Source organism: Methylobacterium sp. Leaf113 (assembly GCF_001423325.1).
Lineage (GTDB): Bacteria > Pseudomonadota > Alphaproteobacteria > Rhizobiales > Beijerinckiaceae > Methylobacterium.
This window is the reverse complement of record NZ_LMNJ01000006.1, coordinates 39,291-52,692: the sequence shown is the minus strand read 5'-3', so window position 1 is coordinate 52,692 and position 13,402 is coordinate 39,291. Positions and strand designations below refer to the sequence as shown.

Here is a 13,402-nt window from a genome sequence, read left to right as displayed (position 1 = left end):
ACCAGCATGGAGCGGGGAAGTGCGGACGAGGCATGGCGCGAGGACTGCGCCCCGCGCCGGGTGCTCGACCTGTTCGCTACCAAATGGACCAGCATGGTGCTGCACACGCTCCAGGCCCGCCACGGCGGGGCGGCGCGCACCGGCGTGCTCCAGCGCAGCCTGCCGGGCATCTCGAAGAAGATGCTGACCCAGACCCTGCGCGACATGGAGGCGAGCGGCCTCCTCACGCGCCATGTGGCCGGCACGGTGCCGCCCGCCGTGGAGTATCGCCTGACCGCGCTCGGCCACCGCTTCGTCGAGCCGGTCGAACTCCTCTACGCCTGGGGCCGCACCAATGCCGACGCCCTCGACGCCCTCAAACCCCGGCCGACCTCCCGGCGCTGATTGCGTGCCAAACCCAATTCGGCAAACCTCCTGCATACGCGGGCGTCATCGAGCGGGAACGGGTGGAGACGGACGATCATGGCGGCACGACCCAAGGTGGCCTTCATCGGAACGGGCGGGACGATCTCGTCGCTCGGGTGGGATTCCCTCGACGTCCTCGACTACACCGCCACCGGACAGCGCCTGGACGCCGAGGCGATCCTCGAGCGGGTGCCCGAGGCCCGGACCATCGCCGACATCGTGGCCGTGCCGTTCCGCGCAGTTCCGAGTCCGGCGATCGGGTTCGCCGAGTGGCGCGCCTTGGCCAATCTCTGCGCGGAGTTGGCCGGGGCGCATCCCGACCTCGCCGGGATCGTAATCGGGCACGGTACCGCCACCCTGGAGGAGACCGCCTATGTGCTCAGCCTCACCCTCGCGGTCGATTGCCCCGTGGTGATGGTGGGCGCCCAGCGCCCGATCAGCGCCCTGTCGAGCGATGCCGGCCTCAACCTCGTGGCGGCCCTGCGTACCGCCGCCGACCCGGCCTCGCGCGGACGCGGCGTTCTGGTGGTGCTCAACGACGAGATCCAGGCGGCCCGGGAGGTGACGAAAACCTCGGTCGGCCGGCTCCAGACCTTCCGGACACCGGATTTCGGCGTGCTCGGTCAGGTCGACGGCCCGGCGGTGCGCTACTACCGACGCGCCCTTCGACATTCGCGCCCTGCCCGCCCTGCCCCGGGTCGACGTGTCTTACGCCTATGCGGATGCGGACGGCACGGCCGTGCGCGCCTTCGTGGCGGCCGGCGCGCAGGGCCTCGTCTCGGCCGGCCTCGCGCCCGGCATGACCCCGCCGGGCGAGGCCGACGCGCTCGCGGCCGCCGTCGCGGCGGGCGTGATCGTCGTCCAGTCGACCCGGGCCGGCAGCGGCGTGGTGCCCGCCACCACGCGGTTGCGGGAGCGCGGAATCCTCAGCGCCGACAACCTGACGCCCCAGAAGGCGCGCATCCTGCTGGCCCTCGCGCTGACCGTCAGCCGCGACCCGGCGGATGTCGCCGAGATGTTCGCGACCTACTGAGGAATGCGGCACTCGGAGGGTTCACCGGGACGTCTCCACGCGAATATTGCGACCTTTCCGGCTCTCGGCCGTTGATGGGACAGACCGGACCAGTCGCCTAAAGCGCGATCGGCCCCCCACGCACCATCACGAGGAACCGCTTCATGAAGTCATTCGTCATTGCCACCGCCCTCCTTCTCAGCCCCGTCGCGCTGTCGGCCACGGCCCAGGCCCAGGGCACCATCCGCGGCGCCGAACGCGGCGTCGAGGACGGTAACCGCGCGGCCGGCCCGATCGGCGGTGTGGTGGGCGGCGCCGTCGGTGCAGCCACCGGCACGGTCGGGGGCGTCCTCGGCGTCGATCCGGATCGCCGCGAGGACCGGATGGAGCGCCGCGAAGAGCGCACCACGATCACCCGCGAGCGTCGCGACCGCTAAGAAACCCACGGCCTCGGCCCCGAGCGGGGCCGGGGCTCCGGCCTGTTCCTTGCTCGCCGCCCCGCATGATGCCTGAGGCCGATTCCCACGCGCACCTGCTGGCCGTGGCGCAGCGGTTGTCGATGCCGCTCTACGCGGCCCTCGCCGGCTTGGGTCCGGTCGCGATCACGCCCCCGACACACGCGCGGGTCGCCGATCGGCTCGCCCTCGAAGTGGTGAACCAGCAGCTCTCGACCAAGGCGGCGGCCGCGATCTGGTCCCGGGTCGAGGCCGCATGCGCCGTCCAGGGCCTCGCACCGCGCGACCTCTTCGTTTCCGAGCACACCGAGACGCTGCGCAGTTGCGGCCTCTCCGCCGCCAAGGTCCGGGCCGTCCAGGCGATCAGGCTGGCGGACGAGGCGGGCCTGTTCGGCCCCTCGCTCGCCACCCTGCCTCACCCGGAACGGTCCGCGATCCTGCGCAGCATCAAGGGCGTCGGACAATGGACCGCCGACATGATCGGCATCTTCCACTACGGCGACCCGGACATCTGGCCGGCCGGCGACGTTGCCGCCGTGGGGTGCCTCCGGCGCCTGACCGGTGGCACCGCCACCCAAGCCTTCGATACCCGGGCCTTCACGGCCCCCTTCGCCCCCTACCGGTCCCATCTCGCTGTGTCGCTGTGGCGGCTCCGGGATGGAGTGCCGGCCCCGACCGTCGCGGTCTGATCAGCGCCGATCCGACGCCGTCAGCGGCGGCGTGCTGGCCGGGGCCCGGCGCAGCTTCGTCGCCTGCTCGAAGGCGTAGGCGAGGCCGAGCAGCTTCGCCTCGCTCCAGGGCCGCCCGAGCAGATCCATCCCGATCGGAACGCCGTCCGGCGCCGTCGCGCTCGCGGCCGAGAACCCGGCCGGCACGTCGATGGCCGGGAAGCCCGTCAGCCCGGCGACGATGCCGTTGCGGTCGGCCTGATTCAGTTCGCCGATCGGCACCACCAGCCGCTTCTGCAGCGGATAGACCAGGGCGTCGAGGGTCTGGGCCTCGAACACCGCTGCCACATGCGCCTCGAAGGCGGCGATCCGTCCGAGCCGCGCCGCGTATTCGGGATCGGCCATTCCGTCCGCCCGCGCCTCCGCGCCGGTCAGGAACTTTTCGAGTGCGGCGCGATGGAATTGGCCCGAGGCGAGAATGCCGGCCAGATTCGTCTGCGGCGCATTCGGGATGGTGGCGAGGTAGGCGTTCATCAGAGCCTTGAACTCGTAGGTCTGGACGTCGTCGTCGCGGTTCAGCGCATCGGCCTCGAAGGCGGGATCGTCGACGGTCACCAGGGTGGCGCCGGCCGCCGCGAGGGCATCGAGCGCCTGGCGCATGACGCGATTGACCTCGGCGTGCTCGGGCTTCGTGCCGAACAGGGCGGTGACGACCCCGAGGCGCGCGCCCTTCAGGGCATCGGGCTTGAGCGCATCGGCATAGCGCTCCGGAACCCGGCCGGCCGCCGCCGCGGTGAGCGGATCGGCCGGATCGGCCGGATCGGCGCCCGCCATGGCCTGCAGCAGCGCCGCCGCGTCCGCGACCGTGCGGGTGATCGGCCCGATCGCATCCTGCGTCTTCGAGACCGGCATGATGCCCGCGAGGCTGATCAGCCCTTGCGTGACGCGCAGGCCCACCAAATTGTTGGCCGAGGCCGGCGAGCGGATCGAGTTGACCGTGTCGCTGCCGAGGCCCCCGAGGGCGAAATCGGCCGCGATGCCGGCGCCGACGCCCCCGCTCGAGCCGCCGGGGGTCCGGGTCAGGTCGTAGGGGTTTCGCACTTGGCCGCCCAGCGAACTGACCGAGACGCCCCCGAGGGCGAATTCCTGCATGTTCGCCTTGGCGAGCACGATGGCGCCGGCCGCGCGCAGCCGGGCGACGGCGGTCGCGTCCCGCGCCGGTTGCGCCCCCTCCAAGGATGCCGAGCCGCCGGTCGTCGGCACCTCCGCCGTGTTGTAATTGTCCTTGAGCAGCAGGGGCACGCAGCCGAGAGGCTTGGAGGCGCCGGCAGCCCCAACAGCGCGGTCGGCGTCGTAGGCCTGCGCCTGCGCCAGGGCGTTCGGGTTCACCGCCCGGATCGCGCGCAGAGCCGGCCCGGCCTGATCGTAGGCGGCGATGCGGTCGAGATAGGCCTGGACCAGGCCCACGCAGGTGATCCGCCCGGAGGTCAGCGCCTGCCGCACCTCGGCGATGGAGGCCTCTTCGACGGCGAACGCCCCAGGCGGTCCGCCCTGCGCCGCGGCCGGCGAGACCGGCAGCGCCAGGCAGATCGCGACGGCGATCGGCAGTCTCCGAGGGGACGAGAGCCTGAAGACCGAGGAGAATCGGGAGATGGGAGAAAATCCGGAGATGGAAGAAAATCCGGAGATGGAAGAAAATCGGGAGACGGACGAAGAAATGGACATGTATCCCTGACGGTCAGATTGCGACGCGTGCCATGAGGCATGCATCATACCAGCTTCCTCGCCGCGCCCAGCCGCCCGTAAAGATGCCGCCCGTGAAGATGCCGCCCGAGAGAAGCCCCCGGCCATGACGTCTCCCCTGGTCCTCGTCACCAGCCTGCCCCCGGACGAGAACGCAGCCTGGCGCGACTGCCTCGCCCGGGCCATGCCGGCGGAGCGCATCCTCGAGCCCGAAGCGATCTCCGATGCGGGCGCGGTGGAGATCGCCATCGTGGCGAACCCGGTGCCCGGATGGGCCTGCGCCTTCCCGCATCTGCGCTGGGTCCAGAGCCTGTGGGCCGGTGTCGACCGCCTGCTCCGCGATCCCGCCCTGCCCGACGTGCCGGTCCGGCGCCTCGTCGATCCGACCCTGGCACGCGCCATGGCGGAGGCGGTGGCGGCGGCCGTGCTGTCTTGGCACCGGGATTTTCCCCGCTACGCGGCCCAGCAGCGCGCCGGACTCTGGCGCCAGCACCCGGTTCGACCGGCCAGCGCCCGGCGGGTGACGATCCTGGGCCTGGGCGAGATGGGCCGGGCCTCGGCCGAATTGCTCCGGGCGATCGGCTTCCCGGTCCAGGGCTGGAGCCGGTCGGGCCGGCCCGCCGGTGCGATCCCGGTCTCATCCGGCCCGGAGGGATGGGCCGCGTGCCTCGCGGAGGCCGACATCCTGGTCAACCTCCTGCCCCTGACGCCCGAGACCCACGGCATCCTCGATCGGTCCGCCTTCGCATGCCTGCCCGAGGGGGCGGCCCTGGTGAATTTCGGGCGCGGCGCGCACGTGGTCGAGGACGACCTGATCGCAGCCCTGGCGACGGGCCGCCTCGCGCATGCGATCCTCGACGTGTTCCCGGAGGAGCCGCTGGCCGAGACCCATCGCCTGTGGTCGCAGCCCGGCGTGACGATCCTGCCCCATGTCGCCGCGCCGACCAGCCTGGACTCCGCCGCCGCCATCGTCGCCGAAACGGTCGCCGCATTCCGCCGGACCGGACAGGTGCCGGTGGGAATCGACCGCGGGCGCGGATACTGAAACCGCGCCGTCGCAAACCTCGGGGCGGCGATCGGCGCGCCCAGACGTCTTCGTTTGTCTTGTCGGGATGACCGGTTTCCACGGATCCCCGACAAACTCTGGCGCTTCCTCTAACGCTTCTTGCCGAGTTCGGCCGCGATGTCCTTGGTCATCCGCCCGACCTTGCGGTGCGCCGCCGTGATCTGGTCCTGGGTGACGCCCCAGCGCTTCATCCAGAACTCCACGGCCTTCCGCTCGGAGAGGTCCAGGCGCTCCTTGTCGATGAAGCCGCGCTTGTCCTTGAGGCCAGCCATGATTGCTCCTGTGGGGCGGAGAATGCTCCTGTGAGATCGGACCCGTGTCGGCCCGCGAGGGCGCGCGGTCAAGCGGTCCCGAAGGCGCGCGGCGCGCCCGCCGGCCCGGCCGGCGGGGCGATGCCCTGCGGGCGAAGACTCCGCGAATCCGAACGAAGCCGCCGGGTTCGTGCCCGACGGCTTCGAGCTCGGTGCGCCCCGCCCGTCTCTCCGCCCGTCTCTCCGCCCGTCTCTCCGCCCGTCTCTCCGCCTACCAGCGGCCGTCGCCATGCGGTCGGTCGCAATCCCGGCCGAAGCCATATCCCTCGGAACGGTATCCATACCCCGCGCTGCGATAGCCGTACCCCTCGGGGCGGTCGTACCCCTCGAATCGATCGTGATCGAAGCGCGCGCGACGCGGATACCGGTAGACCGGCGCGTCGGCGAAGTCGTCTTGCGGGACCACCCGGGCGGGGCGATAGCGGACCACCGGGGGTACGGCGTCGTCATATCCGTAGACCGGCGCGGGACGGGCATAGCCATAGCCGTCAACCGGGGCCGCCTGCGAGACGGCGGCCCCCAGGAGGGCGCCGGCGGCGAGCCCCCCGATGAGGCCGGCCGCGACGGCACCCCCACCGCCCCGGGCCTCAGCCTTCGGCGCTCCGAGGGCGCCGGCGGCAACGAGCGCCGCGGCCGTCAACGCTGCAAACCTGTTCATCGCCGAACCCCTGATGCTTCGCCCAAAGCCGCGCCGAGACCCGCGCCAAAACCGGCCTGCGGCCCAGCCGGGGATGTCCCGGCCGTGAGGAAGACATTGGCAGATCCACGCTGCATCGCGGCTGAAGCGCCCCGGCAGCATCCGTTCAGGTCCGGGCGGGCGGTGGCGGTGGCGCGGGGCACCGCGCAGGCGGACGGGATTCCGCCCTGGCGCGGAGGACCAGACCGAATTCGGACGCCGTCAGTGGAGCGTGCCGCCCCCTCGCTCGGGTTCGGGGACCGGCTGCTCGATGAGCGCCTCGCTCAGGGGAAATTCAAGGATGATCTCCCGCGCTTCGTCCTCCACGAACAGGACGGCGGTGAGGAGCGCGGGGTCGCTGTCGGCGCCCTGAAGCAGTTGCCGGGCGAGAATCCGGGCGGCGTCCCAGGCGGCATCGGCGCTCGCCAGCTCTCGGCCGTCCGGGTCCACCACCACGTCGTCCCCGATATGGGTGTGGAAGAAGTAGCGTTGCATGCGAAGCCCGTCCCTTGCCCGTCGCGAGACCATCCGGGTGGCCCGCCTCCGCAACCGAGATGGGGATGGGCACGGCCGAACCCCAGCCTTCGGCCCAGCCGCGCCTGTCCGGTCCGCTGAATCGTCAGCGCGTGGGGGCGCTGGTCCCCTTGCCGGCCGCGCCCGGTGACGCTCCCGAGCCTGCATCGTTGGCCCCGGTGCTGTTGGCCGTGCCCGAGCGGCTCTTGTCGCCGGTCGAAGGGCCGCTTCCCGCCGCACCGGGCGAGGCGCCGGCGCCGGCGTCGTTCGGGCCGGTGCTGTTGAGGGTGCCCGACCTGGTGGTCCCGGAGCCCCCTTCGGCGGCGATGGCCCCCGAGGACAGGACAAGCGTGGTGGCGAGCGCAAGCGCGACGGCCTTCATGGTCTCTCTCCCTGATGTTTGGCGTGAAGCACGCCCAGGGTAACGCCCGGCCCAGCTGCGATGTTCTGGCACCGCCCCCCCTGCGCCGAGGCCCCATGGCCGCACATCACCCGGGTCGATGCCCCGAGGTGGCGAACGCGGCCCTGCCGCCACGCGGACGAGCCTCGCAAAAGAGGCCGCTCCCGGACAGGAGCGGCCCAAGTCGAAGGAGGAACACCCACGCGGGTGCCGCACGCGACGCAAAGGGGGGCGTGGGTCGCGTGCTGCGCGGCAACAGAGTTCGCCACGCCCCGTTCCACGTTCCAGGCACAAGGTTGCTTTTCGGGTGTTCGCGCGCCGTCTCCTCGAACGGGGCCGCTACGGCGCCGCGCCGTCCGCCTTCTCCTGGAGCGCCGCATCGTACCCGGCGGTCCATTGCCCATGCGCTTCGGTGCCCTCCGCATAGGGGCAATCCTCGCGGCGCAGGCCCTTGCCGGGCGCGTAGAAGCCCAGGGCGTAATGGTCGAGATTGTCGTCTGGCGGCTCAGTCATGGGAAGCAAGGTAGGGCGCCGGGTGGCCGCTCCAAGCGGCTTTCCGCTGGCTTGGGAACGCAATCGCGACAGACCGGCGTCGGCCCCTCGCGGACCGAGCGCATGCAAGGTCCATCGCCCAGGCTATCCGTGAGCGTCCTGCCGGCCGCGTTTCAGTTATCTCGGCCAGATGCGCGCCAGGAGCGATAACGAGTTCTAAATCGGAATACTTGATCGAACCGGGTGTCGGACCGACCCCGTCTCACAGCGAGCCTGCGCTCAAACCTTATCGATCACATGTGTTTTGCGGATCAGCGGCTGAGCCAGCTGATGGTGCCCAGGAAAGGACTCGAACCTTCACCTCTTGCAAGACTGGTACCTGAAACCAGCGCGTCTACCAATTCCGCCACCTGGGCTCGTCGGGGCCGCTTGCGGCGCCGACGCGGATTTCGTTTAGGCGGGGTGGGGCCGGTCGTCAATCCGGATTGTGCGGGATTTTCGACCGGCCCTTCGATTGTGGCTCAGGCCTCGCTGCGCCACTCGCGGATGTCGACGAAGCGGCCGGCCACCGCCGCCGCCGCCGCCATGGCGGGGGAGACGAGGTGGGTGCGGCCGCGATGGCCCTGGCGGCCCTCGAAGTTGCGGTTCGAGGTCGAGGCGCAGCGCTCGTTGGGGCTCAGGCGATCGGCGTTCATGCCGAGGCACATCGAGCAGCCCGGCTCGCGCCAGTCGAACCCGGCCGCCTTGAGGATGCGGTCGAGGCCTTCGGCTTCCGCCTGTTGCTTCACGAGGCCGGACCCCGGCACCACCATGGCCGAGACGTTGGCGTGGACCTTGCGGCCCTCGACCATCTGGGCCACCGCCCGCAGGTCCTCGATCCGGCCGTTGGTGCAGGAGCCGATGAACACCCGGTCGAGGGTGATGTCGGTGATCTTCGTGCCGGGGGTCAGGCCCATATAGTCCAGGGCCTTCTCCTTCGACTGGCGCTTGTTCTCGTCGGCGATCTGGGCCGGGTCGGGCACGGCGCCCGAGATCGAGACCACGTCCTCGGGGCTGGTCCCCCAGCTGACGATCGGCGGCAGGTTGGCGGCGTCCAGGCGCACCTCGCGGTCGAAATATGCGCCTTCGTCGGTGACCAGACTCTCCCAGTAGGCCCTGGCGCGGGCGAAGGCCTCGCCCTTGGGCGCCTTCGGCCGGCCCTCGACATAGGCGTAGGTGGTCGCGTCCGGCGCCACCAGGCCGGCGCGGGCGCCGCCCTCGATCGACATGTTGCAGATCGTCATCCGGCCCTCCATCGAGAGGGCGCGGATGGCCGAGCCGGCATATTCGATGACGTAGCCGGTGCCGCCGGCCGTACCGATCTCGCCGATGATCGCCAGGATGATGTCCTTGGCCGTCACGCCGGGCGGCAGGGTGCCGTCGACGCTGACGCGCATGTTCTTCGCCTTCTTCTGCAGCAGCGTCTGGGTGGCGAGCACGTGCTCCACCTCCGAGGTGCCGATGCCGTGGGCGAGCGCCCCGAAGGCGCCGTGGGTCGAGGTGTGGCTGTCGCCGCACACGATGGTCTGGCCCGGCAGGGTGAAGCCCTGTTCCGGCCCGATCACGTGGACGATGCCCTGGCGGCGATCCAGCGCGTCGTAGAACTCGATGCCGAAGTCGCGCACGTTCTCGGCCAGGGCTTCGAGCTGGATGCGGCTTTCCGGGTCCTCGATGCCGAAGCGGCGATCGGAGGTCTGCACATTGTGGTCGACCACCGCGAGGGTCTTCTCGGGATGGCGCACCCGGCGCCCGGCCACGCGCAGGCCCTCGAAGGCCTGGGGGCTGGTGACTTCGTGGACGAGGTGGCGGTCGATGTAGAGGAGCGTGGAGCCGTCGGGCTCGACATCGACGACGTGGTCGTCCCAGATCTTGTCGTACAGGGTGCGCGGCGCGGTCATGGCGTGGCTGTTCTGGTTGTTCGTCAAAAACGGATCGGCGTGTTCCTTTAGTAGTGTTCCAAGGCGCGCAGCGAAAGGTGCCTCGCGCGAAACCGCGGCGTTGCTTGCATCGGGCGGATGGCAGCCCGGAGGCGGCCGCATGAAGTCCGCGCAGCGTGAAAAGAGCCCGCGCAGCGCGCGATGATCCCGCCCGGTGCTGTTCGGGCAGGTCACTGGACCGGTCCGGACCGCGCGCCTAAAGCTGTCGCCATCGTCCCCGGTCCGGGGGCCGCGCCCTCACAAGACACCGTCGCCGAGATCCGCCGCATGCAGCCCGTCGACATCCTGATGCTGAAAGCGATGCATCCCGACGTCATGGACGCCGTCGCGCAGCGCTTCACCCTGCACCGCCTCGACACCGCCCCCGACCCGGACAGGTTCCTGGCCGAGATCGGCCCGCGCATCCGCGGCCTCGCGACGGGCGCGCAGGCGCCGGTCGACCGGGCCCTGCTGGCGCGCCTGCCCGGCCTCGCGATCGTGGCGAGCTTCGGGGTCGGCTACGACACCATCGACACGGCGGCGGCGGCCGAACGCGGCATCGTGGTGACCAACACCCCCGACGTGCTCACCGACGAGGTGGCCGACCTCGCCGTCGGTCTGCTGCTGGCGACCGTCCGTCAGATCCCCCAGGCCGACCGGCACCTGCGCGCCGGGCACTGGCCGAGCCGGACCTACCCGCTCACCCCGACCCTGCGCGGGCGCACCGTCGGCATCCTCGGTCTCGGGCGGATCGGGCGCGCCATCGCGCGCCGCCTCGAAGGCTTCGGCGTCGCCCTCGCCTATCACGGCCGCCGGCCGCAAGCCGACATGCCCTACGCCTACCACCCCACCCTCCTGGGTCTGGCCGAGGCCTCCGACGTGCTCCTGGTGGTGGCGCCCGGCGGCCCGGACACCCACGGGATCGTCGACGCGGCGGTACTGGCGGCGCTCGGGCCGCAGGGCCTGCTCATCAACGTCGCCCGCGGCAGCCTCGTCGACGAACCGGCGCTGATCCGGGCGCTGCAGGCGGGCACGATCCTGGGCGCCGGCCTCGACGTCTTCGCGCGCGAGCCGCACGTGCCGCCGGACCTCGTGGCCATGGATCAGGTGGTGCTGCTGCCGCATGTGGGCTCGGCCTCCGTCGAGACCCGGGCCGCCATGGGCCGGCTCGTGGTCGACAACCTGACGGCGTTCTTCGACGGCCGGGGGCCGCTGACCCCCGTGCCCGAGACGCCCGTGCCCGAGACCCCCCTACCTGAGACCTCCTGGACCGGGGGGACCCGCGCATGAGCCGCGCCGTCGTGGTCAGCCGCGCTCTGCGCCTCGCCGGCTTGAGCGCCACGCTCCTCGTCCCGGCCCTGCCCGCCGCGAGCCAGGAGACGGCGCCCGGACTGGCCGAGCCGGCGACGCCGGCAGAACAGGCGAGTTCCGCCGCCGGGACGCCCTTCGTCGAGAGCCTGCCGCGCGACATCGCCGGGGTGCCGGGGACCTGGGACCTGTCGCGCGACGGCAGCACCCGGCGCTGCGTCCTGACCCTGTCGGGCGCGAGCGGGCCGGCCGGGCGACGCCTGTCCTTCCCGGCGGGGTGCCGCCGCGCCCTGCCGATCCTCAACGGCGTCGCCGGCTGGCTGTTCGCGGACGGCAACCTCCGGCTCGTCGACAAGGATGTCCGGCCGGTGCTGCAATTCGCCGCCCGGGTCGATGCCCGCAGTCTGGTGGCGGCCGCGGGCGAGGAGCATTTCAGCCTCGTGCCGCTCCAGATCGTCGCGATGGTGCCGCCGACCGATGCGGTGCCCACCAGCCCCGGCGCCGGCAGCGCCGCCCCGGACGCCCGCAGCGCCGCGCCGGCCCAGCCCGAGCCGGCCGGCGACGCCCCGGCGCCCGGCATCTATGCCCTCGACCGCTACCGCGAGCAGGACGTCTGCCGCATCGCCCTGACGCCCGGCACCGCGCCGGCCCCGGTCCGCATCCTCGATTCCTGCCGCGACGGCGGCCTCACGGTGTTCGATCCGGTCTCCTGGCGCTTCGCCAACGGACACTTGACCCTCAACGCCCGCCGCGGCCACGCCGTGAACCTGATCGCCGCCGGCGACGGGCGCTGGCGCCGCGACCCGGAGGTCGGCACCACCTTCGTGCTGCGCCGGGTCGAGGGCGCGGCCCCGTAGGTCCTCGTCTCTGATACTTCCACCCCGAGTTCTTCCACCCCGAGTTCTTCCACCCCGAGTTCTTCCACCCCGAGTTCTTCCGCCCCGAGTTCTTCCGCCCCGAGTTCTTCCGCCCCGAACGCCTCCCGAAGTCCCGCGATTGCCCGACCCGATGCCCCTCACCGTCGCCGCCCTGTACAAGTTCGTCGCCCTGCCGGACGTCGCCGCGCTGCAGGCCCCGCTCCAGGCCCTGTGCGAAGGGTTCGGGATCACCGGCACCCTGCTGCTGGCGCCGGAGGGCCTGAACGGCACGGTGGCGGGCTCGGCCGAGGCGATCGCGGGCTTCCTCGCCGCGCTCCAGGCCGGACCGCCGTTCGGCGACCGCCTGCACGGCCTCGAATGCAAGCTGTCCCGGGCCGAGGCGCCGCCGTTCCGGCAGCTCAAGGTCCGGGTCAAGCGCGAGATCGTCACCTTCGACGACGGCGCCACCGATGCGGCCGCCGGCGCCGGCACCCCCGTGGCGCCGGAGGCCTGGAACGCGCTTCTCGACACGCCCGGCCTGCTGCTGATCGACACCCGCAACGCCTTCGAAGTCGCCCTCGGCAGCTTCCCCGGCGCGGTCGATCCGGGCATCACCCGGTTCAGCGCCTTTCGCGATTACGTCGCCGGCCTCGATCCGGCGGCGCATCCTCGGGTCGCCATGTTCTGCACCGGCGGCATCCGCTGCGAAAAGGCCGGCGCCTACATGCGCGCGAAGGGTTTTGCCGATGTGCGCCATCTGGCCGGCGGCATCCTGCGCTACCTCGAGACGGTGCCGGAGGCCGAGAACCGCTGGACCGGCGACTGCTTCGTCTTCGACGGCCGCATCGCCCTGGGGCCTGCCCTGGTGGAGCGGCCCGACCACGCCCCGGAAACCCTGCGATGACCGACCTCTCCGCCCGCATCGACGCCCTGGAGATGCGCCTGACCGAACAGGACGTGGTGATCGACGACCTCAACACCACGATCACCGCCCAGTGGCGCCAGATCGACGCCCTCACCCGGCAGATCGCCAAGCTCGTCGAGGAAGTGGAGCAAGCCTCCCACCGCCCCGGCTCGGGCGCACCGGAACCCCCGCCGCCGCATTATTGAGCGGTCGGGCATCCGGCGACCTCATCCGCCCGCACGGCATGGGCGCAGTCCGCGGGTCGATGTCGCGCAAAGCCGGCGCGCGCAGGCCACGGCAGCCAAGAAAGAATCGGCAGCACCCCGTCATCCCGGGGCCGCGGAGCGGAGCCCGGGATCCAGACACGCAGGTGATACACGACTTTGCACGGTCAGCGGCTCTGGATTGCGCGCCGCTGGCGCGCCCCTTCGGGTCCGGGCTCGCCTGCGGCGCCCCGGAATGACGGTGCGGTGCCCTCTGCCGCTGCGTTGCCTGTGAAAAGCGCGCCCCCAGTCGGGCGGCACCCGACCGTTCCCTCCTCCGTCGCCCCTATTGTCGCCTCATCAGCGGCCGGCCACGTCCGCTTCGGGAGGCCGAAGGCTGCGCGGGGCCCCTCTGCTTGCCGGAGAGGGGGCAA

Annotated in this window: 18 protein-coding genes, 1 tRNA gene and 1 pseudogene; 11 read left to right on the top strand and 9 right to left on the bottom strand. The window is 71.7% G+C overall.

Annotation, left to right across the window (positions count from 1 at the left end; genetic code table 11):
* Window positions 1–6 precede the first annotated feature (6 nt).
* From ASF60_RS06345 to ASF60_RS06330, 5 genes and pseudogenes are all read left to right on the top strand, one after another.
* Window positions 7–384, top strand: coding sequence for a winged helix-turn-helix transcriptional regulator (locus tag ASF60_RS06345; RefSeq protein WP_056182119.1), 378 nt, complete (start codon window positions 7–9; stop codon window positions 382–384).
* A gap of 78 nt (window positions 385–462) precedes the next feature.
* Window positions 463–1,008: pseudogene (locus ASF60_RS25545) on the top strand (asparaginase); the annotation flags it as partial.
* A gap of 100 nt (window positions 1,009–1,108) precedes the next feature.
* Entirely contained in the window at window positions 1,109–1,438 is a 330-nt protein-coding gene (locus tag ASF60_RS25540; RefSeq protein WP_244478344.1) for a hypothetical protein, read from the top strand.
* A 143-nt stretch (window positions 1,439–1,581) separates the two neighbouring features.
* Complete coding sequence (locus ASF60_RS06335) at window positions 1,582–1,854, top strand: hypothetical protein (protein WP_056182116.1); 273 nt, start codon at window positions 1,582–1,584, stop codon at window positions 1,852–1,854.
* 65 nt (window positions 1,855–1,919) lie between these two features.
* Window positions 1,920–2,561: a DNA-3-methyladenine glycosylase family protein gene (locus ASF60_RS06330; protein WP_244478343.1), complete on the top strand. Its 642-nt coding sequence runs from the start codon at window positions 1,920–1,922 to the stop codon at window positions 2,559–2,561.
* Here ASF60_RS06330 and ASF60_RS06325 read toward each other — a convergent pair whose 3' ends face one another.
* Window positions 2,562–4,007, bottom strand: coding sequence for an amidase family protein (locus ASF60_RS06325; RefSeq protein WP_200940914.1), 1,446 nt, complete (start codon window positions 4,005–4,007; stop codon window positions 2,562–2,564).
* A gap of 4 nt (window positions 4,008–4,011) precedes the next feature.
* Here ASF60_RS06325 and ASF60_RS25090 point away from each other — a divergent pair, with 4 nt between their 5' ends.
* Both ASF60_RS25090 and ASF60_RS06320 read left to right on the top strand, forming a co-directional pair.
* Window positions 4,012–4,275: a hypothetical protein gene (locus ASF60_RS25090; protein WP_200940912.1), complete on the top strand. Its 264-nt coding sequence runs from the start codon at window positions 4,012–4,014 to the stop codon at window positions 4,273–4,275.
* A 114-nt stretch (window positions 4,276–4,389) separates the two neighbouring features.
* The gene (locus ASF60_RS06320; protein WP_056182114.1) at window positions 4,390–5,328 is read left to right on the top strand and encodes a 2-hydroxyacid dehydrogenase; all 939 of its coding nucleotides are present in this window, start codon (window positions 4,390–4,392) and stop codon (window positions 5,326–5,328) included.
* Window positions 5,329–5,438: 110 nt separating this feature from the next.
* Here ASF60_RS06320 and ASF60_RS06315 read toward each other — a convergent pair whose 3' ends face one another.
* The 7 genes from ASF60_RS06315 to leuC form a co-directional block, all read right to left on the bottom strand.
* Window positions 5,439–5,621: a DUF3606 domain-containing protein gene (locus tag ASF60_RS06315; protein WP_056182112.1), complete on the bottom strand. Its 183-nt coding sequence runs from the start codon at window positions 5,619–5,621 to the stop codon at window positions 5,439–5,441.
* Between the two features lie 250 nt (window positions 5,622–5,871).
* On the bottom strand, window positions 5,872–6,318 hold the full coding sequence (locus ASF60_RS06310) for a hypothetical protein (protein WP_082507787.1): 447 nt from the start codon (window positions 6,316–6,318) through the stop codon (window positions 5,872–5,874).
* A 240-nt stretch (window positions 6,319–6,558) separates the two neighbouring features.
* Window positions 6,559–6,831: a DUF6894 family protein gene (locus tag ASF60_RS06305; RefSeq protein WP_056182106.1), complete on the bottom strand. Its 273-nt coding sequence runs from the start codon at window positions 6,829–6,831 to the stop codon at window positions 6,559–6,561.
* Between the two features lie 124 nt (window positions 6,832–6,955).
* On the bottom strand, window positions 6,956–7,231 hold the full coding sequence (locus tag ASF60_RS06300) for a hypothetical protein (RefSeq protein WP_056182102.1): 276 nt from the start codon (window positions 7,229–7,231) through the stop codon (window positions 6,956–6,958).
* Between the two features lie 357 nt (window positions 7,232–7,588).
* Window positions 7,589–7,762 carry a hypothetical protein gene (locus ASF60_RS06295; RefSeq protein ID WP_056182098.1) on the bottom strand — a complete coding sequence of 58 codons (174 nt, stop codon included), beginning with the start codon at window positions 7,760–7,762 and terminating at the stop codon, window positions 7,589–7,591.
* Window positions 7,763–8,072: 310 nt separating this feature from the next.
* Window positions 8,073–8,157, bottom strand: a tRNA-Leu gene (locus ASF60_RS06290).
* A gap of 105 nt (window positions 8,158–8,262) precedes the next feature.
* Window positions 8,263–9,678, bottom strand: coding sequence for a 3-isopropylmalate dehydratase large subunit (leuC, locus tag ASF60_RS06285; RefSeq protein WP_056182283.1), 1,416 nt, complete (start codon window positions 9,676–9,678; stop codon window positions 8,263–8,265).
* A 306-nt stretch (window positions 9,679–9,984) separates the two neighbouring features.
* On the opposite strand from leuC, the gene ASF60_RS06280 reads away from it, so the two are divergent.
* Complete coding sequence (locus ASF60_RS06280) at window positions 9,985–10,986, top strand: 2-hydroxyacid dehydrogenase (protein ID WP_056182094.1); 1,002 nt, start codon at window positions 9,985–9,987, stop codon at window positions 10,984–10,986.
* Window positions 10,983–11,861, top strand: a complete 879-nt coding sequence (locus ASF60_RS06275; protein ID WP_056182089.1) for an AprI/Inh family metalloprotease inhibitor — start codon at window positions 10,983–10,985, stop codon at window positions 11,859–11,861. The genes ASF60_RS06280 and ASF60_RS06275 overlap by 4 nt, the downstream gene beginning before the upstream one ends.
* On the opposite strand, the gene ASF60_RS26140 is transcribed toward ASF60_RS06275, so the two are convergent.
* On the bottom strand, window positions 11,743–12,075 hold the full coding sequence (locus ASF60_RS26140; protein ID WP_443136735.1) for a hypothetical protein: 333 nt from the start codon (window positions 12,073–12,075) through the stop codon (window positions 11,743–11,745). The two genes, ASF60_RS06275 and ASF60_RS26140, sit on opposite strands and share 119 nt — an antisense overlap.
* Here ASF60_RS26140 and trhO point away from each other — a divergent pair.
* Together trhO and ASF60_RS06265 are read left to right on the top strand one after the other, a co-directional pair.
* On the top strand, window positions 12,013–12,765 hold the full coding sequence (gene trhO, locus ASF60_RS06270; RefSeq protein WP_056182086.1) for an oxygen-dependent tRNA uridine(34) hydroxylase TrhO: 753 nt from the start codon (window positions 12,013–12,015) through the stop codon (window positions 12,763–12,765). The two genes, ASF60_RS26140 and trhO, sit on opposite strands and share 63 nt — an antisense overlap.
* Window positions 12,762–12,971, top strand: a complete 210-nt coding sequence (locus ASF60_RS06265) for a SlyX family protein (protein ID WP_056182084.1) — start codon at window positions 12,762–12,764, stop codon at window positions 12,969–12,971. The genes trhO and ASF60_RS06265 overlap by 4 nt, the downstream gene beginning before the upstream one ends.
* The last annotated feature ends 431 nt before the right edge of the window (window positions 12,972–13,402 follow it).